The organism is Pseudomonas sp. UBA5666 (assembly GCF_002420785.1).
Taxonomy (GTDB): domain Bacteria; phylum Pseudomonadota; class Gammaproteobacteria; order Pseudomonadales; family Pseudomonadaceae; genus Aquipseudomonas; species Aquipseudomonas fulva.
In genome coordinates, this window is sequence record NZ_DIIQ01000014.1 from 143,978 (window position 1) to 168,659 (window position 24,682).

General features: G+C 62.5%; 23 protein-coding genes and 1 tRNA gene. 7 read left to right on the plus strand and 17 right to left on the minus strand.

Annotated elements, in window-relative coordinates:
* Positions 1-50 precede the first annotated feature (50 nt).
* The 5 genes from B2Y33_RS08540 to B2Y33_RS08560 all read right to left on the minus strand — a co-directional run bounded on the left by B2Y33_RS08540 (position 51) and on the right by B2Y33_RS08560 (position 5,131).
* Entirely contained in the window at positions 51-1,376 is a 1,326-nt protein-coding gene (locus tag B2Y33_RS08540) for an OprD family porin (RefSeq protein WP_110606590.1), read from the minus strand.
* Positions 1,377-1,441: 65 nt separating this feature from the next.
* The gene (locus B2Y33_RS08545) at positions 1,442-1,840 is read right to left on the minus strand and encodes a PPC domain-containing DNA-binding protein (protein ID WP_027916178.1); all 399 of its coding nucleotides are present in this window, start codon (positions 1,838-1,840) and stop codon (positions 1,442-1,444) included.
* Complete coding sequence (locus B2Y33_RS08550; protein WP_027916177.1) at positions 1,837-2,388, minus strand: hypothetical protein; 552 nt, start codon at positions 2,386-2,388, stop codon at positions 1,837-1,839. Before B2Y33_RS08550 ends, B2Y33_RS08545 begins: the two co-directional genes overlap by 4 nt.
* Complete coding sequence (locus B2Y33_RS08555; protein ID WP_206405406.1) at positions 2,385-3,965, minus strand: acyl-CoA synthetase; 1,581 nt, start codon at positions 3,963-3,965, stop codon at positions 2,385-2,387. The genes B2Y33_RS08550 and B2Y33_RS08555 overlap by 4 nt, the downstream gene beginning before the upstream one ends.
* A complete protein-coding gene (locus B2Y33_RS08560; RefSeq protein ID WP_049695770.1) occupies positions 3,962-5,131 on the minus strand; it encodes an acetyl-CoA acetyltransferase in 1,170 nt (389 codons plus the stop codon). The genes B2Y33_RS08555 and B2Y33_RS08560 overlap by 4 nt, the downstream gene beginning before the upstream one ends.
* 388 nt (positions 5,132-5,519) lie before the next feature.
* Here B2Y33_RS08560 and B2Y33_RS08565 point away from each other — a divergent pair, with 388 nt between their 5' ends.
* The 3 genes from B2Y33_RS08565 to B2Y33_RS08575 are packed head-to-tail and all read left to right on the plus strand — an operon-like array spanning position 5,520 to position 9,235.
* The gene (locus B2Y33_RS08565) at positions 5,520-6,551 is read left to right on the plus strand and encodes a TRAP transporter substrate-binding protein (RefSeq protein WP_027916174.1); all 1,032 of its coding nucleotides are present in this window, start codon (positions 5,520-5,522) and stop codon (positions 6,549-6,551) included.
* Positions 6,551-8,431, plus strand: a complete 1,881-nt coding sequence (locus B2Y33_RS08570) for a TRAP transporter large permease subunit (protein ID WP_241194897.1) — start codon at positions 6,551-6,553, stop codon at positions 8,429-8,431. The genes B2Y33_RS08565 and B2Y33_RS08570 overlap by 1 nt, the downstream gene beginning before the upstream one ends.
* Before the next feature lie 12 nt (positions 8,432-8,443).
* Entirely contained in the window at positions 8,444-9,235 is a 792-nt protein-coding gene (locus tag B2Y33_RS08575) for an SDR family NAD(P)-dependent oxidoreductase (protein ID WP_042139069.1), read from the plus strand.
* Positions 9,236-9,487: 252 nt separating this feature from the next.
* Here the strand turns inward: B2Y33_RS08575 and B2Y33_RS08580 are convergent, their stop codons facing one another.
* Entirely contained in the window at positions 9,488-10,276 is a 789-nt protein-coding gene (locus B2Y33_RS08580; RefSeq protein WP_206405404.1) for an RHS repeat-associated core domain-containing protein, read from the minus strand.
* 358 nt (positions 10,277-10,634) lie between these two features.
* On the minus strand, positions 10,635-11,558 hold the full coding sequence (locus tag B2Y33_RS08585) for a LysR family transcriptional regulator (RefSeq protein WP_288632837.1): 924 nt from the start codon (positions 11,556-11,558) through the stop codon (positions 10,635-10,637).
* Positions 11,559-11,717: 159 nt separating this feature from the next.
* Here B2Y33_RS08585 and B2Y33_RS08590 point away from each other — a divergent pair, with 159 nt between their 5' ends.
* Positions 11,718-12,749: a sigma-54-dependent Fis family transcriptional regulator gene (locus tag B2Y33_RS08590; RefSeq protein ID WP_080992833.1), complete on the plus strand. Its 1,032-nt coding sequence runs from the start codon at positions 11,718-11,720 to the stop codon at positions 12,747-12,749.
* An 87-nt stretch (positions 12,750-12,836) separates the two neighbouring features.
* The gene (locus B2Y33_RS08595) at positions 12,837-13,619 is read left to right on the plus strand and encodes an SDR family NAD(P)-dependent oxidoreductase (protein WP_033695162.1); all 783 of its coding nucleotides are present in this window, start codon (positions 12,837-12,839) and stop codon (positions 13,617-13,619) included.
* A gap of 27 nt (positions 13,620-13,646) precedes the next feature.
* Here B2Y33_RS08595 and B2Y33_RS08600 read toward each other — a convergent pair whose 3' ends face one another.
* From B2Y33_RS08600 to B2Y33_RS08635, 8 genes are all read right to left on the minus strand, one after another.
* Complete coding sequence (locus tag B2Y33_RS08600) at positions 13,647-14,609, minus strand: glutathione S-transferase family protein (RefSeq protein ID WP_049695772.1); 963 nt, start codon at positions 14,607-14,609, stop codon at positions 13,647-13,649.
* A 94-nt stretch (positions 14,610-14,703) separates the two neighbouring features.
* Entirely contained in the window at positions 14,704-15,705 is a 1,002-nt protein-coding gene (locus B2Y33_RS08605; protein ID WP_049695773.1) for a glycosyl transferase family protein, read from the minus strand.
* Positions 15,702-16,037 carry a TusE/DsrC/DsvC family sulfur relay protein gene (locus tag B2Y33_RS08610; RefSeq protein WP_023534859.1) on the minus strand — a complete coding sequence of 112 codons (336 nt, stop codon included), beginning with the start codon at positions 16,035-16,037 and terminating at the stop codon, positions 15,702-15,704. The genes B2Y33_RS08605 and B2Y33_RS08610 overlap by 4 nt, the downstream gene beginning before the upstream one ends.
* On the minus strand, positions 16,034-16,330 hold the full coding sequence (tusB, locus tag B2Y33_RS08615) for a sulfurtransferase complex subunit TusB (RefSeq protein ID WP_027916166.1): 297 nt from the start codon (positions 16,328-16,330) through the stop codon (positions 16,034-16,036). The genes B2Y33_RS08610 and tusB overlap by 4 nt, the downstream gene beginning before the upstream one ends.
* Positions 16,330-16,689 (minus strand): sulfurtransferase complex subunit TusC, encoded by a 360-nt coding sequence (tusC, locus tag B2Y33_RS08620; RefSeq protein ID WP_206405403.1) that lies wholly within the window; start codon positions 16,687-16,689, stop codon positions 16,330-16,332. Before tusC ends, tusB begins: the two co-directional genes overlap by 1 nt.
* Positions 16,690-17,082: a sulfurtransferase complex subunit TusD gene (gene tusD / locus B2Y33_RS08625; protein WP_027916164.1), complete on the minus strand. Its 393-nt coding sequence runs from the start codon at positions 17,080-17,082 to the stop codon at positions 16,690-16,692.
* A 68-nt stretch (positions 17,083-17,150) separates the two neighbouring features.
* A complete protein-coding gene (locus B2Y33_RS08630) occupies positions 17,151-18,530 on the minus strand; it encodes a nucleobase:cation symporter-2 family protein (protein ID WP_288632842.1) in 1,380 nt (459 codons plus the stop codon).
* A gap of 228 nt (positions 18,531-18,758) precedes the next feature.
* Positions 18,759-19,430, minus strand: coding sequence for a Bax inhibitor-1/YccA family protein (locus B2Y33_RS08635; protein ID WP_023534840.1), 672 nt, complete (start codon positions 19,428-19,430; stop codon positions 18,759-18,761).
* A gap of 133 nt (positions 19,431-19,563) precedes the next feature.
* On the opposite strand from B2Y33_RS08635, the gene B2Y33_RS08640 reads away from it, so the two are divergent.
* Positions 19,564-19,651: transfer RNA gene (locus B2Y33_RS08640), tRNA-Ser, on the plus strand.
* A 212-nt stretch (positions 19,652-19,863) separates the two neighbouring features.
* Positions 19,864-20,502: a TetR family transcriptional regulator gene (locus tag B2Y33_RS08645; protein ID WP_027916162.1), complete on the plus strand. Its 639-nt coding sequence runs from the start codon at positions 19,864-19,866 to the stop codon at positions 20,500-20,502.
* Positions 20,503-20,504: 2 nt separating this feature from the next.
* On the opposite strand, the gene B2Y33_RS08650 is transcribed toward B2Y33_RS08645, so the two are convergent.
* Both B2Y33_RS08650 and B2Y33_RS08655 read right to left on the minus strand, forming a co-directional pair.
* A complete protein-coding gene (locus tag B2Y33_RS08650) occupies positions 20,505-24,068 on the minus strand; it encodes a molybdopterin cofactor-binding domain-containing protein (protein ID WP_145279816.1) in 3,564 nt (1,187 codons plus the stop codon).
* The gene (locus tag B2Y33_RS08655) at positions 24,065-24,538 is read right to left on the minus strand and encodes a (2Fe-2S)-binding protein (protein ID WP_206405401.1); all 474 of its coding nucleotides are present in this window, start codon (positions 24,536-24,538) and stop codon (positions 24,065-24,067) included. Before B2Y33_RS08655 ends, B2Y33_RS08650 begins: the two co-directional genes overlap by 4 nt.
* Positions 24,539-24,682: the final 144 nt, after the last annotated feature.

Below are 24,682 nucleotides of genomic sequence, written 5' to 3' on the forward strand. Positions count from 1 at the left end.
CCCGGCAAAGCCGCTCCCACAGAGGCTGCGTGAATACGGACAACCGTGGCCTAGAACAATGGCACGGTATAGCTGACGGTCACCCGGTTCTGATCCTGTGCCCACTCGCTGGGCAATCCACTGCGTAGCATGCCATTGCGCCAGCTCAAGCCCAGCCCCTTCAGCGCACCGTCCTGCACCACATAGTCCAGGGCGATGTCACGTTCCCACTCCTTTTCATCACCGCCGGCAGTGGTGCGGATGTGCGTGCCCTTGAGGTAGGTGAGCGAGGCAATCAGGCCAGGCATGCCCAATGCCGCAAAGTTGTAGCTGTATTGGCCGAAGGTGGTGCGTTCACCTGCACGGGTGAAACTGGTCACCAGCCGGTCGGTGAACAGATACAGGCTCGAGCCCGCTGCGCCTTCGCCCGTATTGCCCTGGTTGATCTGCACGAAGTTGCCACTGTCCGAGACCCGCTGATGGCCAAGCAACACCGAGTGGCCACCAGTGGCGTAAGTGAACATGGCACTCCAGGTATCATTGTCGATCTTGCCTGCGGTGTCGCCCAGGCCGGTGACGCGATACCCCGCCGCGCGCCCGCTGGCCGAGTCGTTGCGTCCATCGGCGTCGGTCTTGAAGTAGCGCAGGTCGGTGGTCAGTGACTGGTTGTCGCTCAAGGCCCAGGTGTGCACGAGCCCCGCAAAATGCTGGACGTAGTAATCCTCCAGCTGGGCGCCGTAATATTGCAGCTTCAAGGCGGGGGTGAGCTGGTAATCAGCCCCGGCAAACACAAACGCATTACTCTCGCGTGTACCGCCTGCCACGGCCAGGCCTGAGCGGTTGGTCGAGCCACGGCCGGTGGTGTGCTCCAGGCGACCCCCGGTCAGGGTCAGGCCATCGATTTCTTTGGAGGTGACGATCCCGCCTTCGAAGGTCTGTGGCAGCAAGCGCCCATCGTTGGCCACCAGAATCGGCAGTTTCGGTTGCAGCGTACCGTAGCGTGCCTCGGTCTGCGAAAAACGGACCTTGCCGGTCAAGCCCAGGCGACTCCATTCGTCCACCGCGCTGCCATCGCTGGCATCCGGGATCATCGAACTGCCTCGATGATTGCCTGCACCGCCATCCAGGCGTAGGCCCAGCAAGCCGAGGGCGTCAACGCCAAACCCCACGGTGCCGTCGGTGAAACCCGACTTGTAGTCGAGCATGAAACCCTGCGCCCATTCGGCCGTCTTGCTTTGGCCGGCAGGGCCGGGGCGGTCGCGGTAATCGTTGTTGAAGTAGTAGTTGCGCAGGTGCAGGTTGGCTTTGCCGTCCTCGATGAAGGCCGCCTTGGCAGCCGGAACGGCCAAGGTGGTCAAGGTGAGTAGGTACAGGGGCACGTAGGGCGTTCTTGTCATTGTTTTCTTCCTGAGGGTGATAGGCGCCCAGGTAGCGGGCGCAAAGGGTGCTGCAGGGTGGGCAATCAGTCCGGCAGCCACTCCTGCAGGGTGAGCTCCACGGTGATGAAGGACAGGTTGCGGCCCCGTTGCAGGCAGCCGGCAAAGAGCTTGCCATCGGCGTCGGCGAGCACTGCCTGAAGGTGGCTTCGGCCGGCGATGACCTCACCGCTCAGGCTGAGGATCTCGATACCGGGCCCGGGTACATGAATGGCTTGATGTCCGCGCTCACCGTGGTAGCGCAGTTCGCCGTCGATCAGGCTGCCCAGCCCGCCACGGACCACGGCGCAGGCGATGCCGTGGCTGGCGCAGAGGGCTTCGGCGCTGTCGATCACATCTTCGTTGGGCTTGAGGCGGGCGACCACCAGCCGCCCGAGGCGGCCTTGCTGGACCTGCGAGGTAGTCGTGGACAGGGCAGGTGTCATGAGGCCTCCTTGATCACAGGGTGCAGCAGGTTGAAGTGGGTCTCGGTGTCAGGCTGCACCTGGTAGGCGACGTGCTCGAACAGGCATAGCCGCAGCACCAAGGGTTCGCTACCGACCACGACCCGCTGCAATACCAGGTGCCCACCGTGCTGTTGCCCAAGGCTGTCGAGCATGCCGGCGTGGCAATGCAGCAACGGGGCACCGCTGGCATCCCTGCCGACAGTCAAGGCACCGCTGATGAACGTCACAGGGCCTGTGAGCTCCACGGGCTTGCCATAGTCGTAAGGGCGTTGGCTGTCGCTCGTGGTCACCATGCGGTGGTAGGCCAAGGCGCACGCGCTGCCCCACAGCACGCGGCCGACCGCGCTCTGGTAGCGACAGCGCTCGAGCACCGCCAGCAGGCTTTCGGCCACCTGGCTGCCGGACGCAAGCTCCACGCGCAGTTCCTGGCTGCACGCCACTTCACAGTCGAGCAGCCGGGGTAGGCGGGCCGGGCCTGCGTGCTTGAAGTGGCGCACCCCGCTGCGCAATTCGAAATGGGGCCTCATGCCGGTTGCTCCGTGCCAGTCTCGAGCAACGTGCGGATGTGTTTCTTGACGATCTTGCCGTAGCCAGACTTTGGCATCTCATGCCAGCGCACGAACTGCTTGGGCCATTTGTAGCGCGCCAGACGCGGCTCCAGGTGCGCGAGCAGTTGCTCATCGCTGACCTCGGCCGTGGTAACGATCACCGCGCAACCGCATTCGCCCCATTTGTCGTCTGGCATGCCGAGTACGGCCACTTCGTTGACGGCAGGATGGGTCAGCAACGCTTCCTCCACTTCGCGTGGATACACGTTCGAGCCACCGGAGATGTACATGTCCGAGGCGCGCCCGGTGATGAACAGGTAACCGTGCGCGTCCACATGCCCCAGATCGCCGGTATGGAACCAGCCATGGCGGAAGCATTCGGCATTGGCCTGAGGGTTGTTGTAATAGCCGGCGAACACGGCCGGGCCGCGCACGCAGATTTCGCCGTCCGTACCCGTGGGCAGCTCGTGGCCTTTGTCGTCGAGAATGGCCACCTGCATGCCGGTGCGCGGGTAGCCGCAGGAACCGACCTTGGCCTGGGGGCCATCGTCGGCATCATGGCAGTCGGCGGGCAGCACCGTGATGTTGCCGGTGACCTCGCCAAGGCCGTAATACTGGACCAGCACCTTGCCCAATGTGCGCAGCGCATGGCACTGGTCCGCGCGGTACATGGGGGCGCCTGCGTAGATGACGTAGCGCAGGCTGCTGTGATCGTAACGGCGGATGGCCGGGTCTTCGGTGAGCATCTTGACGATGGTCGGTACCGTGAACAGGTTGTCGATACGGTGCTGCTGCACCAGGCGCCAGGCCTCGTCGCAGTCCAGCCGGTCCCCGACAGGGAGCACGCAAGCAGCACCCCGGGCTACGTTGACCAGTGCATGAATACCGGCCCCGTGGGACAAGGGGGCCAGTACCAGCGAACGTGACTGCTGGCTCAGGCAGGGCATCAGGTCGGCCAAGTGGTTGTTGACCACGAACGCCATTTGCCCGTGGGTCAGTACCCCTGCCTTGGGGTGCCCGGTGGTGCCCGAGGTGTAAAAGAACCAGAGCGGGTCGTTGTAGTTCACCTCGGCAGGGCGAAACCCTGGCTGAAGCTGGGCGCCTTCATCGAGCAGGGCAGCGTAGGCCAGTTCACCCGGGCGTGGCGCCGCCATGGCAATCACGGTCTGCAGTGCCGGTGATGCCTGTCGCACAGCGTCCACATAATGGCCGAAACCCTCGTCGTAGAGCATCGCTACTGCGCCGCTGGAACTGCCCAGGTAGGCGGCTTCGGGTGGGGTGATGCGCACATTGGTGGGCACCCAGACCATACCCAGGCGAAAGGCCACCCAGGCACTTTCGAACAGCGGCAGGTTGTTGCGCGAGTGCACCAGCAAGCGGTCGCCCTTGCCCAAGCCGCGTGCACGCAGCGCGGCAGCGATGCTGTCAACACGGTGCAGCAGTTGGCGCCATGACACCTGGTGATCGCCGCGAATGAAGCCTGGCAGGTCAGGCAAACGCCTAGCCACCTGGGCCAGCAACTCCCCCAGGTTCATGACATTGTCGATTCCGTTCATCGCACGCTCTCCAGAATGCTCACGTAGTTGGTCACGGCGGCCCCGCCCATGTTGAACACGCCGGCTCGGTCTGCGCGCGGCAGTTGCATGTCGCCGGCCTGGCCGGTGAGCTGCATGGCCGCCATCACGTGCATCGAGACGCCGGTCGCACCAATGGGATGGCCCTTGGACTTGAGGCCACCGGAAGGGTTGATCGGGAGCCTGCCGTCCTTGCGGCTGACGCCGTCGGCGATTACCCGTGCGCCTTGACCGCGTTCGGCCAGGCCCATGGCCTCGTATTCGAGCAGTTCGGCGATGGTGAAGCAGTCATGGGTCTCCACCAGGGACAGGTCGTCCAGCGTCAGGCGCGCCTGGCTCAGCGCCTGCTGCCAGGCACGTGCAGCGCCTTCGAATACCGTGGGGTCGCGCCGTGACAATGGCAGGAAGTCGTTGACCTGGACGGCTGCGCGAAAGCGAACGGCCTGGCCGCTCCCGGTGGGTTGATCGCCCCGGCTGATCACCAGGGCGGCCGCGCCGTCGCTGATCAGTGAACAATCACTGCGCTTGAGGGGCCCCGCCACGAAGGGGTTCTTGTCCGAGGGTGTGCGGCAGAAGTCGTAGCCCACGTCGCGGCGCATGTGCGCATACGGGTTGAGCGCGCCGTTGGCGTGGTTCTTGGCGGCGATCATGGCCAGTGCGTCGGACTGATCACCATAGCGATCGAAATAGGCGCTGGCGATGTTGCCGAACACCCCGGCAAAGCCGTTCTCGATGTTGGCTTCTTCGGGCGTATAGCAGCACTTGAGCAGGATCTTCCCCACCTCGGCCGTGGGCAGGCTGTTCATCTTCTCGAAGCCCACTACCAGGGCATGGCGCGATTGTCCGCTCAGCACGGCGTGCAAGGCCGAGTGAATCGCCGCTGAACCGGTGGAGCAGGCGTTCTCCACGCGCACGGCCGGAGTGAAACGCAGTGCTGGCAGGTGATTGGCGAGCAGGGCGGACGGGAAGTCCTGGTAGAGAAAACCTGCATTGAAGTGGCCGACGTGTACCGAATCGATCTGCTGTGCATCGAGCCCTGCGTGATTCAGGGCGCCGAGGGCCGCGTCAGCCATCATGCGCTCGGGGTCGATGTCGGGAAACTTGCCGAAGGGGGCGTGGTACCAGCCGTTGATGAGGGGTGAATGCATGAGAGTAATCCTCGCTCGGGGTTGGCGAGGTCGAGGGCAAGAACGGTGCCAGGCCTGCGGCAAGCGCTCTGCCACGCGCATTCGTGGCACGTTCGACGGTGGCGACGGGTAGCGAGCACGTGCTACAGGTGTCGCCTTGACTTGGCAAGCGACACCCAAGGGAGACACCTGTTACACACTCAGGCAGTGGCGAGATGCCCACTGGCACAGCAAGACGCGTCAGTGGATTTTATTTAGCATTTTAAAATCAAGCAGTTAAGCGCGTATGGCGGATGCCCACTACGCTACACCGTACATCCGCTTGAGTGTGGCACCTCTATTGCAAAGTTATCTGCACCATCGCCGTATCCCACTCGATCAATAAGAACAAATAGGTCAGGAGAGCTTCATGAGCGATTTCACCCGCCGTTCCTTCATCAAGACGGCCTCCCTGGCATCGGCGGCCGTTGCCGCTGCCGGCCTGGGCCTCTACAGCACTGGTGCCCGGGCTGCCGACTTCAAACTCAAGTTTGCCAACAACCTGCCCATCAGCCACCCCATGAACGTGCGCGCCCGGGCCATGGCCAAGGCCATCAAGGAGGAGACCAACGGCGCCTTGGTGGTGCAGGTATTTCCAAGCAGCCAGCTGGGCAGCGACACCGATACCCTTGCCCAGGTGCGCTCCGGGGCGGTCGATCTGTTTTCCCTCTCGCCCGTGATCCTGGGCACCATGGTGCCGTCGGTGCAGATAAGCGCCGTAGGCTTTGCGTTCAAGGATTACCAGCAGGTGTGGAGCGCAATGGACGGTGCCTTGGGTGAGCATGTGCGTGCTGAGATCGCCAAGACCGGCACCCTGTTCGCATTCGACCACATGTGGGACAACGGCTTTCGCGTTACCACCACCAGCACCCGACCGGTCGCGAGCCCGGACGACTTGCGCGGCATGAAGCTGCGTGTTCCGCCCAGCCCGATCATCATGTCGATCTTCCGCGCTCTGGAAGCTGCGCCGACCAGCATCAACTTCGCCGAAGTGTATTCGGCCTTGCAGACCCGGATCGTCGAAGGGCAGGAAAACCCCATGACCCTGGTATCGACGGCCAAACTTTACGAAGTGCAGAAATATTGCTCGCTGACCAACCATGTGTGGGATGGCTTCTGGATGCTCGGCAACAGTGCCTCGATCGGGCGCCTGCCGGCGGATATGCAGGCGATCCTGCGCAAGCACATCGACGCGGCGGTGATGGGCCAACGCCAGGACCTGGCCAAGCTCGAAGGCAGTACCCGCGATACCTTGAAAGGACAAGGCCTGGAACTGGTCGAGGCGCCTGCCGATCCGTTTCGCGACAAGCTGCGCAGTGCCAATTACTACGCCGATTGGCACGACAAGTTCGGCGACCAGGCCTGGAGCATCCTTGAACAATACGCCGGGAAGCTGGCGTGATGCGCGCGCCAGCGCTACCGGCCTCCACCGTTTCGCAGCGCCTGCCGGCCCGGGTGCTCATCTGCCTCAACCAGTGGGCCATGCGCCTGGTGGGCGTGATCGCGGTTGCCCTGATGGTGATCGAGACCTGCGTGCTGCTGGCCGGCGTGATTGCCCGCTACGTGCTGCATAGCCCATTGATCTGGTCCGACGAACTGGCCTCGTCGTTGTTCATCTGGCTGGCGATGTTCGGCGCCGTACTGGCGCTGGACCGCGGCGAGCACATGCGCATGTCGGCGCTGGTCAACAAGCTGCCGCAGGCCTGGCGCGGTTTCAGCGAAACCTTGTCGGCACTGATCGTCTGCCTGTTCGTGGCGATGATCATCTCGCCGGCCATGCAGCATTCCCACGAACAGATGTGGATCACCACCCCGGCGCTGGGCATTCCCGATGGCGTGCGTGCTGCGGCGCTGCCCGTTGGAGCTGTGCTGATGCTGCTGGCGGCCGTCGCGCGCATGGCCCGTTATTCGACCGTGCGCCAGTTCATGGCCGGGTTGGCAGTCGTGGCTACGGTAGCCGCCGCTTTGTGGCTGGCGCAGCCGGTACTGGCAGCGATGGGCAACTACAACCTGGTGGTGTTCTTCCTGGTGCTGCTGGGCGCCTGCGTGTTCGGCGGCATCCCCATTGCCTTTGCGTTCGGCACGGCGACCATGGCTTACCTGGCCCTGGCGACCCACGCGCCCCTGTCGATCGTGGTCGGTCGCATGGACGAAGGCATGTCGCACATGGTCCTGCTGGCCGTGCCGCTGTTCGTGTTGCTGGGTGTGGTGCTGCAGTTGTCGGGCATGGCCCGCACGCTCATCGACTTCATGGCCTCGCTGCTGGGGCACGTGCGTGGCGGTCTGCAATACGTGCTGTTGGGGGCGATGTTCCTGGTGTCGGGTATTTCAGGGTCGAAGGTTGCCGACATGGCGGCAGTGGCCCCAGCGCTGTTTCCTGAAATGAAGCGGCGCGGATCCAAGCCTGAAGAGTTGGCAGCGCTGTTGTCGGCCACAGGGGCGATGACCGAGACGATTCCGCCAAGCTTGGTGCTGATCACCATCGGTGCGGTGTGCAGCGTGTCGATCACGGCGCTGTTCATTGGCGGGTTGATGCCTGCGGTGGTGGCCACCCTGGCCATTGCGGTGGTGTGCTGGTGGCGCTCGCGCAAGGACGAAGCGCCGGCGATTGCGCGGGCACCCTTGTCCCGCGTGGCCAAGACGTTTCTGGTTGCCCTGCCGGCTCTGGCGCTGCCGTTGCTGATCCGGGTGGCGGTGCTGGAAGGGGCGGCCACTGCGACCGAAGTCTCGACCATCGGTGTGGCCTACGTGGTGCTGGTGGGGCTGGTGATGCACCTGTTCATGCGCCATATCGAATGGCGCCGGCTGTACCCGATGTTGCTGGAAGCGGCGGCCTTGTCCGGGGCGATCCTGCTGATCATCGGCATGGCCTCGGCGATGGCCTGGGCGCTGACCCAATCGGGCTTCTCGCAGTCGCTGGTAGAACTGATCGAGGACATACCCGGCGGGGTGATGGGGTTCATGGTGGTGACCATCCTCACCTTCCTGATTTTGGGCAGTGTGCTGGAGGGTATCCCGGCCATCGTGCTGTTCGGCCCGCTGATGTTCCCCCTGGCCGAAATGCTCGGCATCCACCCGGTGCACTACGCCATGGTCGTGATCCTGGCCATGGGCATCGGCTTGTTCGCACCGCCTTTGGGAGTGGGTTTCTACGCTGCGTGCGCCATCAGCAACACGTCATCCGATCATGTCATTCGCCGCGTCTGGGGGTACCTCGGGGCGTTGCTGGTGGCGCTGGTGATCGTTGCCTGTTTCCCGTGGATTTCCATCGGTTTCCTTTAAGAGAGCGCTGACATGAGCCAATTTGCGAAAAAGACTTTGCCTGCAACTGCCGTGGGCCGCGTGGCGCTGGTCACCGGTGCGGCCATGGGGATCGGCGCGGCCATCGCTGAACGCCTGGGGCATGATGGCCACACGGTGGTGGTGGCCGACATCGACCTGCAGGCTGCCGAGCTCAGGGTGGAGGGGTTGCGCGAGCAGGGCATCGATGCCTTGGCGCTGGTGATCGACATTGGTGATGCAGCGTCGATCACGGCCTTGTTCGATGAGCTGCGCGCGCGCTGCGGGCGCTGTGATGTATTGGTCAACAATGCCGGTATCGCTCGCACCCAGTCATTTCTGGACACGGACCTGGAAGGCTGGCAGCGGCTGATGAACGTCAACCTGACCGGCACACTGCTGTGCAGCCAGCACGCTGCGCAGGTGATGCGCGAACACGGGTGGGGACGCATCATCAACGTTGCCTCCATCAGCGGCATGCGGGCGAGCATGGGGCGCACCGCGTATGGCACGTCGAAGGCAGCGGTGATCGGCCTGACCCGGCAGATGGCCATCGAACTGGCCGAACATGGCATTACGGTAAACGGCATTGCCCCGGGCCCGGTGGACACGCCCTTGACGCAGACACTGCATTCTGCGGCGACACGCGAATCCTATGCCCGTGCGGTGCCTTTGCGCCGTTATGGCACACCGGCGGAGATGGCGGGGGCGGTGGCGTTTCTTGCGTCCGATGATGCGTCCTACATCAGTGGGCATGTGATCCCGGTGGACGGGGGGTTCATGGCGTCCGGGATTCTGGAGATTTGAGCGGGGGCTGCGTGGGGAGTTAGCTGGGTTTAGAGGCGGTCCGACGCAGCGTCTGGAGGCTCACCATCTTTCTACAGTTACTACCGCCGGGCGGAGCGGTACAAGGCCGCGGCTACAGGAGGTGCGCTGATCATCAGGTTTTATGACCGTTAAAGCAGACTTTCTCACCTTGAATAATACGGCCACCGGAGGTTTCCAAAATTTTCAGGTAGCTGTTCCATGCTAGCCTCATGGCTGATGTTTTCGTCGAACTCATGAATTGACACCTCTGACAGCAGTTCCCCGAATCCAGGCAGCTTGGGGTTGAATTGTATTAACCTGATGCGTCTGTGGCGCTATGACTGGGGGCGGAGGAAAGTTCTCGCCTTCGGTCCGACGTAGGATATTTTGTTCTTCGGTTAGTCTGTCAGCTGCCTTAAATTGTCGGATCATTTCTGACCTGCTTCTCTCGCTGCGAGCGAGCTGCTCCACTCGCTGCTGCTGATTCCAGTCGGCAACGACACTAAAAATTTGTCGCTGCACTGAATCGTTTGCGCTGATCGCCTCCTCTCTGAATCTCTGCACGTACCTCAATGAATCTCGTGCGAATTGAGTGGCTTGCCGAGCGGTCGCGCCGGCATGCCTGGCTCGAGTTCTAGCCAAGGTTTTACGGCGTTGGAGGTTAAGGACCTGGCGGATTGTAGGGTTAATTCCCTGGTGATGTGTCGAGGCGTTATAGGGTTTAAATGGAGTCCGCATGTTTCCGGTTGGGTCCGAAAAGTTGATGGGGTCGCCTTCGCAATAGCAGTAGCTATTGACCCCCCCTTGCAAAAAAGGACTGTGAGCGTCTGGCGTGTGAAATCTCATCAATCGACTACTGTAGGGGCGATGGCCATTCCCAAGTAAATAAAGTTGAGACAAGCTATCTTGACGCTCGCCACAACAGGCAAGGATCGGAGAAGCCGGATCAGAGAAAGCGTGCATGCCATAAGCGGTGTAACTCAGATCTCTTCTCGGTTTTATTTGAGAGTGGCCGTTCTGGTTGAACGATTGGGTCGTCATGTTTCATAGCTCCGCCCTTGGGATAATTGAGCATAGCGCTTCTTCATGTCGGGCAAGTCGCCACTGACAGTTTTGCCAGGCACTGGTGGTAGCGGCCAGCAGCAATGTCAGCTCAAGTCGATCTGCTACGGGATCCTGTCGATCCACGTTAAAGCGCAGCAGGCCGAGGCATGCGCTACCTGTTGTAATCCCACACTATCGATGACGTTGATACACGCCTCGAGTTGTACATAGCAGCGCGGGTCATCATGCTTGATCCGGCTTGGATCAACTGTCGATGCTGATTATCTGCATCTAGCACTTGAATATAAAGATCGAGATCGAGGGTGAAGGAATCACCGGCTTCCAGACCAGGTACTCATTGCTCTGCGCCGCGTTGCGCCTCATCCTCCCGAGTCGCCTGTTCCCCGGCTTGCAGGGCCGTCTCGACGAAGGTGGCAATGCAGGGGTTGTGGTTGTCGGCCGTCCACACGGCCACCACTTCGATGACCGGTGCTTCGCGCAGGGGCCTGAAGCTGGTGCTGGCCAGGCGCATGTTGCGCATCGACCGGGGGACCATAGCCACCCCCAGGCCTTCGCCCACCAGGTTGACGATGGTCTGCTGCATGTTGATCTCAAGGCCGATGTTCGGGGTGACCCCATGCTGGAGGCAGTAGTTGCAGATCATGTCATGCAGGGCAGGAGCAATACGCCGTGGCACGATGATGAAGGTTTCACCGGCAAGCTCACGTGGCTCCACAACGGTTTGCTCGGCCAGGCGGTGGCCGGGCGGCAGTACCAGGGTCATTTCCTCGCGGTATAACGTGACGGTTTCCAGGCCCGTGCAGTCCTGAGGCCGGTACATGATCGCTACATCCTTGTTGCCGCTGGTGATGTCCTGGGCCAGGTCCAATGGCAGCGTCTCGGTCAATTTCAAGTTCACCTGGGGAAACAGCGCGGCATAACGGCGGGTGATCGCCGGAGTGATGCTGTAGGCGGTGGACATCATGAACCCCACGGAAAGCGCCCCCGCCGCACCGCGCGCGGCGGCCAGGGCATTGCGCTTGGCTTGCTCGAAGGCGGCGAACACCGTGCCGGTGTCGAGGTAGAAACGCTGGCCGGCCTCCGTCAGCTCGACCCTGCGCCGTGAACGGTCGAACAGCTTGACCCCCAGCTCTTCTTCCAACAGCGCGATCTGCCGCGACAACGGTGGCTGTGAAATATGCAAGCGCTCGGCCGCGCGGCCGAAGTGAAGGGTTTCGGCCAGCGTGCGGAAATACTGCAGATGCCTCAGCTCGATCATGATGCTCTCGAAGGTATCAGTCGATGCATGATTATGTATTGGAAAATATAACTGCGCCTCCCTAATGTGAACCGTGCAACGTCATTCGGCCCAGGCGGTGTCACAAGCCCGCCCGTCGACATAGTCAAAAGCTATAGAACAAGAAAAAAGGTGACGCTAATGACCGCTTGTAACCCTGCCGTGCGTGCGCCCCAACCCGTCGTGGAGGCGTGCAACATCGCTCAAGACAGTGACCCTGGAGTGCGCCAGGCCTTCAACCGGGCCTTGCGGCTGATGGAGCGTGGCATCGCCGTACTGATCCGCGGAGAGACCGGTACCGGCAAGGAAATCCTCGCCCGCGCTCTGCATGCACACAGTCAGCGCCGCGCGGCGCCATTGGTGGCGCTCAATTGCGCATCCATTCCCGAAACCCTCATCGAAAGCGAGCTGTTCGGCTACAGCCGCGGGGCGTTTTCGGGTGCTCTGCCGGGCGGCAAGAAAGGCAAGGTTCAGCAAGCCGATGGCGGCGTGCTGTTTCTCGATGAAATCGGCGACATGCCCCTGGAACAACAAACGCGCCTGCTACGGGTGATTGCCGAACGTGAGGTGACGCCCCTGGGTGCCGAGCGCAGCATCCCGGTCAACTTCGCACTGGTCTGCGCGACGCACCAGGACCTCTCGGCGCGTGTTGCCGAGGGCAGTTTCCGCGAGGACCTGTTCTATCGCATCGCCACAGGCGTAGTGCAGTTACCGCCGCTGCGCGAGCGTCAGGACCGTGGTGAGCTGCTGTGCAACATGGTGGCCCATGAGCTTCCAGGCTGTGACCCTCGCCAGGTACTGGCGCAGGTGTGGAGTTTGCTGATGGCCCATACCTGGCCTGGGAATCTGCGCCAGATGCGGGCGGTCGTGCGCTACGCCTGCGCAGTGATGGAAGGCCCGCGTATGCTGCGCAGCGACCTGCCGCTGGACGTTCTCGAGCAGTGCCAGGCCCCGGCTGCGTTGCCTGCCAACATCACACCCATCCGCCGGGCGGCCCCGTTAGGCGATGAGCGCAGTGACGTGTTGCACGCTTTGCAGAGCTGCCACTGGAACATGTCGGCGGCGGCCCGCGCTCTGGGGATTTGCCGGCCCTCGTTGTACCGGGTGATGCGCCGGCTGGACATTCCCCCGCTCAAGGAGCAATTAGCGCTCGGCGCCTGCGGCACCGCCTGATGCCCTGACCCTCCAACACCTTTGACGACCGCCTGCTGCCAATGAGCAGGCGCGCCTGGCTGCGGCCACTTTCGATGGATGACGATCATGAGCACTCCCGTTGTGCATGCTGCACTCAATTTCACCCTGACCGGCCGCACGGCCCTGGTAACGGGCGCTGCCCGTGGCATTGGCCATGCGATCGCCATGGCACTGGGCCAGGCCGGTGCACGAGTAGGGGTGTGCGATTTGGATGCCGAGGCGGCCGAGGCGGCTGCGGCTCGGTTGCGAGAAGTCGGGATCGAGGCTGTTGGGGTGGGAGCGGATGTTGCCGATGAGGCCCAGGTGCAGGCTATGGTGGGCCAGGTGCAAGCTATGTTGGGAGGGGTCGACATCCTGGTGAACAACGCAGGGATCGTTTCGACCGGCCCCTTGCTGGAGGTCACCACTGCGGAATGGAACCGGGTAATGGCCATTGACCTGAACAGCGTGTTTTTCTGCGCCAAGGCCGTGCTGCCGGGCATGATGGCGCGCCAGAGTGGGCGCATCATCAATATCGCGTCGGTGGCAGGCAAGCGTGGGGGGGGCTTGCTGGGCAATAGCTGCTACGCGGCAGCCAAGGGCGCGGTGATCGCGTTGACCAAAGGGCTGGCGCGAGAAGCCGGCCCCTATGCCATCACCGTCAATGCCGTGTCGCCGGCGCTGACCGACACCGAGATGACCAGCGCGCTAGCGCCTCAGGCCAGGGCCGAAGTGCTCGCACAGATGCCGCTTGGCCGCGCCGGCACGCCGCGCGACATCGCCGCCGCCGTATGCTTCCTGGCCTCGCGGGAGGCCGGGTTCGTGACCGGCGAGATCATGGACGTCGATGGCGGGTTCATGCGCGACTGATGCCATCTGGCCAGGGCACAGGCTGATTCAGCTCCCACCCCATATACCCTTCCCGGGCAAGCGAGCGCGATCGTGGGGCAGGCTGAAGTCCAACAGCGGCCCCTTTGGCACGATCCCGTTGGGGTTGATGGTGGTGTGGCTGAGGTAGTAGTGGTTCTGGATGTGCTGCATGTTTACCGTGTCTGCTACCCCTGGCCATTGGTACAACTCCCGCAGCCAGTGGGTCAGGTTGGGGTAGTCGCTCAGACGGCGCAGGTTGCACTTGAAATGGCCGTGGTAAACGGCATCGAAGCGTACCGCCGTGGTGAACAGGCGTACGTCGGCCTCGGTGAGGTACTCGCCTGCCAGGTAGCGATGTCGGCTGAGCACGTCTTCGAGGTGATCCCACTCGCTGAACACCTCGTCGAAGGCCGCTTCGTAGGCCTGCTGTGTCGTCGCGAAGCCGGCGCGGTAGACGCCGTTGTTGATCGCCGGGTAAATGCGTTCGTTCAAGGCGTCGATGTCCGCTCGCAACGGCTGCGGGTAGAAGTCGAGCAGGTTGCCGGTCAGCGAATTGAAGTCATGGTTGAACATCCGCACGATCTGCGCCGACTCGTTATTGACGATGCGGTTTTCGTGCTTGTCCCACAGCACCGGCACCGTCACGCGGCCAGTGTAATGGGGATCGTCCTGGGTGTAGCGCTGGTGCAGGTACTTGAGCCCATCGAGGTGATCGCCGGATGAGCCGTTCTGGCGGTCGAAGGTCCAGCCGTCACCTTGCATCAGCCAGCTGACCACCGAGACGTCGATCAGCGGCTCAAGGCCTTTGAGCGCGCGCATGATCAGGGTGCGATGCGCCCAGGGGCAGGCCAGCGAAACGTACAGGTGGTAACGACCTGACTCGGCGGCAGGCAGCGGGTTGCGCCGCTGCGAGTCTTCACGCTTGAACGCGCCGTCCTTGCCGTTTTCATACCACTGGTCATGCCAGCGACCGTCGACCAACAGGCCCATGATGAGCTCCTTAACAAAAGCGATTTGTCGTTGGAGCTCAGTCTAGAGAAAGACGTTCGAACCAATAGCGCAAAGAGTGGGGCGGTATGATCGGTTAAATCGATCGATCGCGATCAGCCCACCACCCTTGCGCGTGGGCAAACGCCTGCTCGCGGTCTTGCCCCAACCCGCGAAGCGCCAGCGCCATTGTGGCCAGCACCGCTTTTTGGGCATAGCTGTCTTCAACTTCACCACGCCAGAAGGCCAGCATGTGCTCGGGCTCAAGCGATGCCGGCTTGACGTGCCGACGCTCGCTCAGCGCAGGCCATTCTTCGTCCCAGGCCTTACCGTCAGTGGTGCCGTAGAGATGGCTGATGACATCCGGGTTGATCTCGATTTCGCCACCGTCACCTTTGATCACTACCGCATGATCGCCCAACAACCGACTGGCCTCGCGGTGTACGGCCTGGTAACCCGGGTGGAAGATGCTCTGCAGGCCACAGCGTGCGCCGAGCGGGTTCAGCACCCGTGCGAGGGAATGGATCGGCGAGCGCAGGCCCAAGGTGTTACGCAGGTCGATCATGCGCTGAAGTTGAGGCGCCCAGTCCTGCAGTGGGAAAAAGGCCAGGTGGTGATGGTCCAGGGCTTCACTGACAGCCTGCCAATCGCGGCACAGGGGAATGTGCAACAGCGCGAGCAGTTGCTCGCTGTACAGGCGGCCCGCGGTGTGCGCGCCGCCACCGTGCATCAGGATACGCACCCCATTGCCGGCCAGACACTTGGCTGCCAACAGGTACCACGGCAAATGGCGCTTCTTGCCGGCATAGCTCGGCCAGTCGATGTCCACTGCAATGGCAGGCGCTTGCAGGTGCGCGCGCAGCGCTTCGGTGAAGCCGGCAAGCTCTTCTGCGCTTTCTTCCTTGTGCCTTAGCAGCATGAGGAAGGCGCCCAGCTGCGCGTCTTCGACTTTACCTTCCAGCAGCAAAGCCATGGCGGCGCGGGCTTCTTCGCGTGTCAGGCCGCGCGCGCCACGCTTGCCTTTGCCAAGGATGCGTACGTACTCGGCGAAGGGGTGTTCAGCGGGGGTTTCCAGGGTCAGTGGGCGAGGGCTGGTCATATGCAATTGGTCGGCTTGGGCAGGCCCGCCAGCTTGGCGGCAAGTTTGGCGGGAGTGCCATTGAACAGGCGATTCAGATGGGCGCTGTTGCCCTTTTCCGGGCCCAGCTTGAGCGCTGCGTATTTGATCAGCGGGCGCGTGGCGGGCGAGAGCTGGTACTCCTGGTAGAACGTGCGCAGCAATGACAGGATTTCCCAGTGGTCAGGCGTCAGGGCGATGCCTTCGCGGGTGGCCAAGCCTTGCGCGGTGGCCGGTGACCAGTCCTCAAGGTTGACCAGAAAGCCGTCCTTGTCCAGGGCAATGGCCTTGCCTTCGATATCGAGCGTGTTCATAACCAGCTGTTGACCTTGTCATGGTGCAGGGACAGCGCAACGAAGCCTGGGTAGTCGACCGTCGTTGCCAGCGAGGAAGAAATGGCCCTGGCTTGCATGTCTTCTTCCAGGGCATAGAGGCGACCGACCAACTCGGCCTGCTCCAGCAGACGCAAAGGCTCGCTGCCCGAGAGCAGGGCGTAGACCGCATCGCCACACAGCAGTACGGCGTCTTCGCTGCCCAGCAAGCGCAGGCAGCTGTGAAGGCGTTCGTCACCAAACGGGGAGTGGGCTATTACATGCAGGGTTGTCATCAGAGCGTCACCACTTGGTCGAACTGTGCGATCAATGCCGCAAGCTGCGCATCGTCGAGTACCTCTACCGGCAGGCCAAGGCTTGCGTGGGCCATGCCGCGCCGTGCCAGGCTGTGGCCACAGGCGTACAGCGCGTCCACGCCGAACATGGGCAATGCCTGCAGGTTCGCCGCCAGGTTTTTTTGCTCGAGGGCGGTGGGGTGCTGGTCGCAGACGAGCTGGAACACGCCATCGTCCAGAAACAACATGCCCAGCGGCAGATCGAAGGCGCCGCCGGCCAGGACGATATCCAGCGCTTCGCGAGCAGACAGCCCGCTCCAGGGCGCCTGGCGACTGATGATCAACATGGACTTGGCCATTCAATCGCCTCCAAAGCAGATCAGCCGGTCGGCCGTTTGCGCGGCTTCATGCAGCTGACCGAGCCCGGACAGTTCATAGGGTTGCTGCAGGTTCACGGCAGGGCGCTGATAGCGGCTGGCTTCGCGTTCGTCCAATACGCCACGGCGCAGGGCAGCGGCGATGCACACCACCGCATCCAGCTGGTTGGCCTGTAGGAACGTGCGCCATTGCTGCGCGATGTCCTGTTCGTCCTGAGGGGCTACCACATTGGATGAAGCACTGTGCACACCGTCCTGGTAGAAGAACAAGCGGGTGATGCCGTGCCCGGCAGCCAACGCTGCCTCGGCAAAGCGCAGCGCCCGGCGGGAAGCGGGCGCCTGTGCGGGGGAAAACACCGCGATAGCGAATTTCATGGCGAACTCGTGCTATGGAATCGCGCCATGATAAACAAAAAGGCCTGGCTGCTGCAGGCCTGTGGTCGTCAGGCCTTCTCCTTGCCCTCGGGCAAGAACCAGTTCAGGACCAAAGCACAGATGCCTCCGGTGGCAACCCCCGACTCCATCACATTGCGAATCGCCGCTGGCATATGGGCGAGGAACTCGGGTACCTGTGCCACGCCCAGGCCCAAGGCCAGCGATACGGCGATGATCAACAGGGCGCGGCGATCGAGGCGGGTGCTGGCCAGGATATTGATACCCGAAGCTGCCACGGCATCGAACATGACCATGGCCGCGCCGCCCAGCACAGGCTCCGGAACCGCCTGGATCACCCCGGCAACGCTGGGGAACAAGCCGAGCAGTATCAACATCGCCGCAATCCATACACCGATGTGACGGCTGGCGATACCCGTCAGCTGAATGACGCCGTTGTTCTGGGCGAAGATCGAGCTTGGGAACGTGTTGAACACGCCAGCCAGCAGTGAGTTGGCGCCGTTGACCAGCACGCCGCCTTTGATCCGTTGCATCCACACTGGACCTTCCACGGGCTGGCGCGAGACCTTGCTGGTGGCCGTCACATCACCGATGGCCTCCAGAGAGGTCACCAGGTAGATCACCAGCATCGGGATGAACAGTGCCCAGGAAAAACCGAGGCCAAAGTGCAAAGGTGTCGGCACTTGGAAGAGCGCGGCCTCATGCATGCCGGTAAAGTCCAGGCGGCCCAGGTAGCCGGCCAGGGCATAGCCCGCTGCCAGTGCGATGACGATGGCGCAACTGCGCAGCCAGACCACTGGTATGCGGTTGAGGATGACGATGATTGCCAACACCACGCCTGACAGCAGCAGGTTCTCGCCGTTGGCAAAGGTCCCGTTGGCCCTGGCGCCAAAACCACCGCCCATGCTGATCAGGCCGACCTTGATCAGGGTCAGGCCAATCATCAGCACAACAATACCGGTCACCAGCGGGGTGATCAGCCGTTTGACGAAAGGCAAGATGCGCGAGACGCCCATCTCGACGAAAGAGCCTGCAATCACCACGCCGAAGATGGCGGCCATGACGCCTTCTACAGGCGTGCCTTGCTTGACCATCAAGGCCCCGCCGGCAATCAGCGGGCCGACGAAGTTGAAGCTGGTGCCTTGCACGATCAGTAGGCCGGCGCCGAAGGGGCCGAAGCGTTTGCACTGGATGAAGGTGGCGATGCCGGAGATGACCAGGGACATGGACACGATCAGGTTGGTATCACGGGCAGAGACACCCAACGCCTGGCAGATCAGCAGGCCAGGGGTGACGATGGGCACAATGATTGCCAGCAGGTGTTGCAGCGCTGCCAGCAAGCCGATGAGCAGCCGCGGCTTGTCTTCCAGACCCAGTACCAGTTCGTTGTCAGGCGCTGTCGCACCTGGGCTGTGTTCCTGTGAGCTCATTGCGCAGCGCTGCCCGTCTATAAAAAAGGAGCGCATTCTACGGGCAGAATGGGGAATGCGGTAGGGGAATGCCGGTTAGCCGCCTGTTCGACGATCATCGCCTTCTTTACCTGACTTTTAAGTCAATAAGTCTGAGCGCAGCCACCGCTTTGCGACTGTGCATGTTCGGTAGAAACGGCAGGGACAAAAAAGCCCGCGTAGGCGGGCTTCTTCACACACGTCGTTGTATCAGTCGTCACGACCCATGATGCCGAACAGCTGCAGCAGGCTGATGAACAGGTTGTAGATCGAAACGTACAAGCTGATGGTCGCCATGATGTAGTTGCGTTCACCACCGTGGATGATGGCGCTGGTCTGGAACAGGATGCACACCGACGAGAACAGCACGAAGCCGGCGCTGATGGCCAGTTGCAGGCCGCTGATCTGGAAGAAGAAGCTGGCCACGACCGCACCCAGCAGGACGAAGAAGCCTGCGGTGATGAAGCCGCTGAGGAAGCTCATGTCCTTGCGGGTGATCAGCACATAGGCCGACAGGCCACCGAACACCAGCGCCGTCATGGCGAAGGCCGAACTGACGACTTCAGCGCCGCCGCTCATGCCCAGGTAGCGGTTGAGGATAGGGCCGAGAATGAAGCCCATGAAACCGGTGAGGGCGAAGGTGGAGACCAGGCCCCATACCGAGTCGCGCAGCTTGGCGGTGAGGAAGAACAGGCCATAGAAACCGATCAGCACGACGAACACGTTCGGGTACGCGAACCGCATCTGCTGTGAGATGAAGGCCATCAGGCCGCTGAAAGCGAGGGTAAGTGCCAGCAGGCTGTACGTGTTGCGCAGGACCTTGCTGATCTCCTGCTGCTCGACCTGCTGGCCGTGGTGTACGGCATAATCCTGTTCGCGCATGGCGACACTCCTTGGTGAACCTGTGATATGAAACGTCGAAGATGGTAGGAGTCTACCAGAGCTCCTGCAACCCGCGACACAGAGAGTTTGACAGCGTGTTTCATTCCGGTATTATGGCGGCCGCAAAGCAGCTGGAAGCGTGGCCGAGTGGTTTAAGGCAACGGTCTTGAAAACCGTCGATGGGCAACTATCCTAGAGTTCGAATCTCTACGCTTCCGCCACTACTCTCTACAAAAAAGCCCTGACAATTCAGGGCTTTTTTGTGTCCGAACGATTTCCGCCTTTTGCCCAAGCCCTGCTCGTGTCCGTCGTTGCCAATCGCAGTACTTGAGTCACACCTCCCTCGCTCGCACCGATCCTCTCGCCCAAAGGCTACGCAATACCCATCTAATATGGCAGTGTGACTCCCCTCGTCACCTCCACAGGGACCTCCATGCAAACGCGCAAAACCGGTATCCGTGCCCAACAGGCCGACCGCACCCGGGACAACATCCTCAAGGCTGCCGTACAGGTCTTCAGCAGGGAAGGCTTCGCCGGTGGGCGCGTCGAGCAGATTTCCAGCCTGGCGAAATCCAACGACCGAATGATCTACTACTACTTCGGCAATAAGGAAAAGCTGTTCATCAGTGTGCTGGAGCACATCTATGCCAGCTTCAACCAGGCCGAAGCCGGGCTGCAGCTGGACTTGGCCAACCCTGAACAGGCGGTGCGTGCGCTGGTGGCATTCATTTGGGATTATTACGTGCAACACCCCGAATTCGTCACCCTGCTGGCCACTGAGAACCTTCACCAAGGCGAGCATGCGCGCAAGTCGCAAAACCTCAAGGCCTTGTCGGGCGAAGCGGTTGGCGTGCTGCGGCCGATCATCGACGCGGGCCAGGCGAAAGGCCTGTTTCGCGACGACATCGACATCACCCACGCCTACCTGATGATTGCTTCGCTCTGCTATTTCTATAACTCCAACCGCCATACGCTCAGTTCGTTCTTGGCCGTGGACCTGGCAGACCCCAAGGCCAAGGCCGACTGGTTGGCGTTCATCAGTGACCTTGTCCTGCGCGGTCTGCGCCGCTGACCTCAATGGCTGCCTGGGTTGGCGCGAACCTGCGCGGCCGTGGCGGCGAGCCCTTGCCAGGCGGGCTTGTCACCTGCAAAACGCTGGCGCAGGTACGCCGCAAGATCGGCTACCTGTCGGTCCGACAAGCTGTCCTTGAAGCCTGGCATGTAGCCCAGGTCACGGGTGGCGGGGGTAGGAATGCCATGCAGTATCACCCGCAGCAGATTGTCTGGCAGGTCGCTGTGAATGTTGCTGTTCACCGCCATCGACGGGCTGACGCCGAACAGTTTCGGCCCCTGTCCATCGCTGTGGCAGGCCATGCAGGCGCCTTTGAACACGCGTTCGCCATTGCTCAATGACACGTGCGTTTCAGCCGGCTGCGGGGCCTTGGTCGCCTGCGACTGAGGTTCGCCATCGAGTGAGCCGAGGTAGTGGGCGATGGCACGCACGTCGCTTTCCGGCAGCGTCGCCAGCTCGCTGACCACCGGGCCCATGGGGCCGGCCGCCACACCGTGTTTGTCAGAAAATCCGGTACTCAGGTAGTTGAACAACTCGTCTTCGGTCCACGGGGTGGATGATTTACCCAACGCATTGAGGGCCGGTGCTTCCCAGCCATCGACCATCCCGCCGGCCAGGTAGCTGCTGCCAGCTTTCTCGGCGCCCATCAGGTTGCGCGGCGAATGGCACGCCGTGCAGTGACCGAGACCGTCGACAAGGTAGGCGCCGCGGTTCCACTGATCGCTGCGCTGCGGGTCGGCCTGATATTCACCGCGCTGCAGAAACAGGGCGTTCCAGCCAGCCATCAGCGGTCGCTGGTTGAACGGGAAGCGCATCTGGTTAGCGGGCGCTTGCTGGCGTACCGGGGTCTGCGACATCAGGTAGGCATACAGCGCTTGCATGTCGGCGTCGTTGATGACGCGGAACGAGGTGTAGGGAAACGCGGGGTACAGGTGACGGCCGTCACGGCTGATGCCTTCGCGCATGGCCCGTTCGAAGGCGGCGAATGACCAGCGGCCAATGCCGGTTTCCGGATCGGGCGTGATGTTGGTGGTGTGGAGCGTGCCGAAGGGCGTGTGCATGGCCAACCCGCCGGCATTGACCTTGCCGCCGCTGACGGTATGGCACACGGCGCAGTCGCCGGCCGCTGCCACCTGGCGCCCGCGTTCGAGCATCGCGGCGCTCCAGCTGCCAGCACCGGGCGGGGTGACCGGTGCGATTTCACTGCGCCAGGGCAGGGCGGTGGCAAGCATGCCCAGGGCTGCGCCCAACACCCCAGCCAGGCCGCCGAACCACCACTTTGAGCGTTTGCTTGCAGGCTGCGCCGGGGCCGAGGGCCCAGGCCCCTGGTCATTGGCGCCAAGGGCGGCGCGCACCCGTTCGGCCGTGATCGGCAGCTCGCGAAAGCGGATGCCGGTGGCATCGAAGATGGCGTTGGCAATGGCAGCGGCGCTGGGTACCGAAGCGGATTCGCCGCTGCCCATCGGTGCTTCGTGCTGACGCGGCAGCATCATCACGTCGATGGCAGGCAGCTCGGGGAAGGTCAGGATCGGGTAGCCGCCCCATTCCTTGCTGGCCACGGTCGACGCTTCGAAGCTGACTTGCTCCTTGAGTACGCGGCTGGTGGACTGAATGACATTGCCGTGGATCTGGTGGCGCACGCCCTCGGGGTTGACCATCATCCCGGCGTCATGCCCGATCACCACGCGGGTGACGGCGACTTCACCGGTACGCCGGTCAACGGCCACGTCAGCCACCCACGCCGCCCATGCGGCGCCAAAGCCTGGGAATTTACTGTGGATGTAGCGCGCATAGGCAAAGCCGCGCCCGCGCAGTACGTCACCTTCGCCCTGGCTCTGCATGGGCTGGGTATGCGGCTGCCAGTCGGCGCGGGCGGCGGTGGCCTTGACCAGGTCGATGGCACGCGGGTCGGACAAGTGCTTGAGCCGATATTCCACCGGATCGACACCCGCTGCGAACGCCAGCTCATCGATGTACGATTCGTGGGCAAAGCTGTTGGGCATGGCCGACACACCGCGCATCCACGAAGCGCGCACCAACGGCGTCATGTCGTTGATGGTCACGCGCATGTGTTCGTAGTCATACGGTGGAATCGACGTGCGGTCGCCCATTTCGAACAAGGCCGGTACCGGCTCCACCGCGCCAGTGAGCAGCAGGGCCAGGGTCGGCGCGCCGTTGGACGGATAGCTGGTCTGGAAGTCATAGGCAGCCACGCTGCCATCTTCGTTCAGGCCGCCGTCGATCTCCATCAATTGTGCAGTGCCTTTGGGTTCCCAGGCGTGTTCCTGCTCGCGGGTCAGCTGTACCCGCACGGGGCGTAGCACAGCACGCGACAGCAGCACGGCGTCGGCGCAGACATCGTCGGCGCAGTTACGGCCGTAGCAACCGGCAGCCTCCATGCGGATGATTTCGATGCGCTCCTCGCCGCAGGCCAGCAGCCAGGCCAGATCAGCGCGCAGCAGGTGTGGGTTTTGGGTGCCAGACCACACGCGGATCTGCCCAGGCGTGTAGTCGGCCAGCGCGCATGATGGGCCAATCGAAGCATGCAGCTGATACGGCCATAGATAGGTACGGCTCAGGCGCTGGCTGGCATTGGCAAGGCCTGCATCGACATCGCCCTGGTCCAGCACCGTGCGCTGGACCCTCGGGTTGTCGCGGATGGCCTGGGCCACATCGCTCAGGTCGGGCAGCTTGCCGGTAAAGGGCTTCCAGCTGATTTTCAGGTCTTGCGCGGCACGAATGGCCTGCTCCTCGCGCTCGGCAACCACGCCGACGAAATCGCGGATCACGACCACGGCCACGACGCCGGGTACGTGGGCGATGGATGACTCATCGACGGCCAGCAGGCTGTTGCCAACGAAGTCGCCGCTGTCATGGCCAGCATAGGGCGGACGGATCACTCGCCCGTGCAGCATGTCGGGCAGGCGCATGTCGTGAACGTAGGTCAGTTCACCCGTGGCCTTGCCGGGAATGTCCACGCGGGCAGTGCTGCGCCCGACCAAGGTGTAGTCTTCGATGGGCTTGAGCGGCGCATCCTCGGCAATGTGCAGTTGCTGGTTTTCCCCTTTTACCAGTTCGGCATAACTCAGTGCAGTGCCGTCGTCGGTGAGGACCGTGCCTTCTTCGATGCGCAGCGACTCGGGTTCGCACCCAAGGCGCAGTGCCGCCCGTTGCAGCAAATGACGGCGCGCAGTCGCCGCAGCCTTGCGCAACGGCACGGCTGAAATCTGCAGGGTGGCGCTGGCGATGGTCGCGCCTTGGTTGGGCGCCCGCTCGGTGTCGCCCAGCACCATGTGCACCTGGTCCATGCGCAGGTTCAACTCTTCGGCGACGATCTGCGCCAGCGAGGTGCGGATACCGGTACCCAGGTCAACGTGACCATTGAAGGCATAGACCCTGCCGTCGTCACAGACGGCGATGAACAGCGCCAGTTCGCGCTCCCGGGGCTCGGGCGTCACACCCTTGGCCACCGGGCCGGAAGGCGGTGTGATCTGATCGACGATCAGCAGCACCCCAGTCTTAGCCAGCAGTTGGTCACGGCTGGGCACCTGTTGCGAGTGGTTCATGCTTTTCTCCGGGTGTCGGCGGCGCGGCGCACGGCGCGCAGGATTTCGACGTGAGTGCCGCAGCGGCACAGGTTGCCGGACAGTTCGTTGCGAATCTGTTCGTCGCTCGGCTGGGGGATTCGATCGAGCAGGGCCGTGGCGGTCATGATCATGCCGTTCATGCAATAGCCGCATTGGGCTGCCTGCTCGTCGATGAACGCCTGCTGCACAGGGTGCAGCGCACGCTTGCAGCCCAGCCCTTCAAGGGTGGTGATCTCCCGGCCGACGGCTCCGGCCAGGGGGATGATGCAGGAGCGGGCGGCCACCCCGTCGATGATCACCGTACATGCCCCGCACTCACCCAGGCCGCAGCCGTACTTGGGGCCGTTCAGGCACAGGTCGTTGCGCAGGATCAGCAGCAAGGGCGTTTCAGGCAGGGCGTCGACTTCGAACGACTGGCCGTTGACCCGCACGGAGAGGGTTGTTTGCATGGTGGGCTCATCTCTGGAGGTGACTTGCGCTACCGAAGCACCCACAGGGTGCGTGCATTTCGGTAAGTACTCACTACATGAAATGAGCGAGCAAGAAGCAGGCCAGGCATTCGGATGAGCAGGGCATGAAAAATGAGCTCACCG

Excerpts from the sequence above, each read along its gene's own strand:
- B2Y33_RS08605 (WP_049695773.1), bottom strand. The coding sequence starts at position 15,705 with ATGACCAGCCCTCGCCCACTGACCCTGGAAACCCCCGCTGAACACCCC.
- B2Y33_RS08645 (WP_027916162.1), top strand. The coding sequence starts at position 19,864 with ATGCAAACGCGCAAAACCGGTATCCGTGCCCAACAGGCCGACCGCACC.
- B2Y33_RS08650 (WP_145279816.1), bottom strand. The coding sequence starts at position 24,068 with ATGAACCACTCGCAACAGGTGCCCAGCCGTGACCAACTGCTGGCTAAG.
- B2Y33_RS08550 (WP_027916177.1), bottom strand. The coding sequence starts at position 2,388 with ATGAGGCCCCATTTCGAATTGCGCAGCGGGGTGCGCCACTTCAAGCAC.
- B2Y33_RS08595 (WP_033695162.1), top strand. The coding sequence starts at position 12,837 with ATGAGCACTCCCGTTGTGCATGCTGCACTCAATTTCACCCTGACCGGC.
- B2Y33_RS08570 (WP_241194897.1), top strand. The coding sequence starts at position 6,551 with ATGCGCGCGCCAGCGCTACCGGCCTCCACCGTTTCGCAGCGCCTGCCG.
- tusC (WP_206405403.1), bottom strand. The coding sequence starts at position 16,689 with ATGGCCAAGTCCATGTTGATCATCAGTCGCCAGGCGCCCTGGAGCGGG.
- B2Y33_RS08540 (WP_110606590.1), bottom strand. The coding sequence starts at position 1,376 with ATGACAAGAACGCCCTACGTGCCCCTGTACCTACTCACCTTGACCACC.
- B2Y33_RS08635 (WP_023534840.1), bottom strand. The coding sequence starts at position 19,430 with ATGCGCGAACAGGATTATGCCGTACACCACGGCCAGCAGGTCGAGCAG.
- B2Y33_RS08630 (WP_288632842.1), bottom strand. The coding sequence starts at position 18,530 with ATGAGCTCACAGGAACACAGCCCAGGTGCGACAGCGCCTGACAACGAA.
- B2Y33_RS08580 (WP_206405404.1), bottom strand. The coding sequence starts at position 10,276 with ATGACGACCCAATCGTTCAACCAGAACGGCCACTCTCAAATAAAACCG.
- tusB (WP_027916166.1), bottom strand. The coding sequence starts at position 16,330 with ATGACAACCCTGCATGTAATAGCCCACTCCCCGTTTGGTGACGAACGC.
- B2Y33_RS08600 (WP_049695772.1), bottom strand. The coding sequence starts at position 14,609 with ATGGGCCTGTTGGTCGACGGTCGCTGGCATGACCAGTGGTATGAAAAC.
- B2Y33_RS08565 (WP_027916174.1), top strand. The coding sequence starts at position 5,520 with ATGAGCGATTTCACCCGCCGTTCCTTCATCAAGACGGCCTCCCTGGCA.
- B2Y33_RS08590 (WP_080992833.1), top strand. The coding sequence starts at position 11,718 with ATGACCGCTTGTAACCCTGCCGTGCGTGCGCCCCAACCCGTCGTGGAG.
- tusD (WP_027916164.1), bottom strand. The coding sequence starts at position 17,082 with ATGAAATTCGCTATCGCGGTGTTTTCCCCCGCACAGGCGCCCGCTTCC.
- B2Y33_RS08555 (WP_206405406.1), bottom strand. The coding sequence starts at position 3,965 with ATGAACGGAATCGACAATGTCATGAACCTGGGGGAGTTGCTGGCCCAG.
- B2Y33_RS08585 (WP_288632837.1), bottom strand. The coding sequence starts at position 11,558 with ATGATCGAGCTGAGGCATCTGCAGTATTTCCGCACGCTGGCCGAAACC.
- B2Y33_RS08655 (WP_206405401.1), bottom strand. The coding sequence starts at position 24,538 with ATGCAAACAACCCTCTCCGTGCGGGTCAACGGCCAGTCGTTCGAAGTC.
- B2Y33_RS08575 (WP_042139069.1), top strand. The coding sequence starts at position 8,444 with ATGAGCCAATTTGCGAAAAAGACTTTGCCTGCAACTGCCGTGGGCCGC.
- B2Y33_RS08610 (WP_023534859.1), bottom strand. The coding sequence starts at position 16,037 with ATGAACACGCTCGATATCGAAGGCAAGGCCATTGCCCTGGACAAGGAC.
- B2Y33_RS08560 (WP_049695770.1), bottom strand. The coding sequence starts at position 5,131 with ATGCATTCACCCCTCATCAACGGCTGGTACCACGCCCCCTTCGGCAAG.
- B2Y33_RS08545 (WP_027916178.1), bottom strand. The coding sequence starts at position 1,840 with ATGACACCTGCCCTGTCCACGACTACCTCGCAGGTCCAGCAAGGCCGC.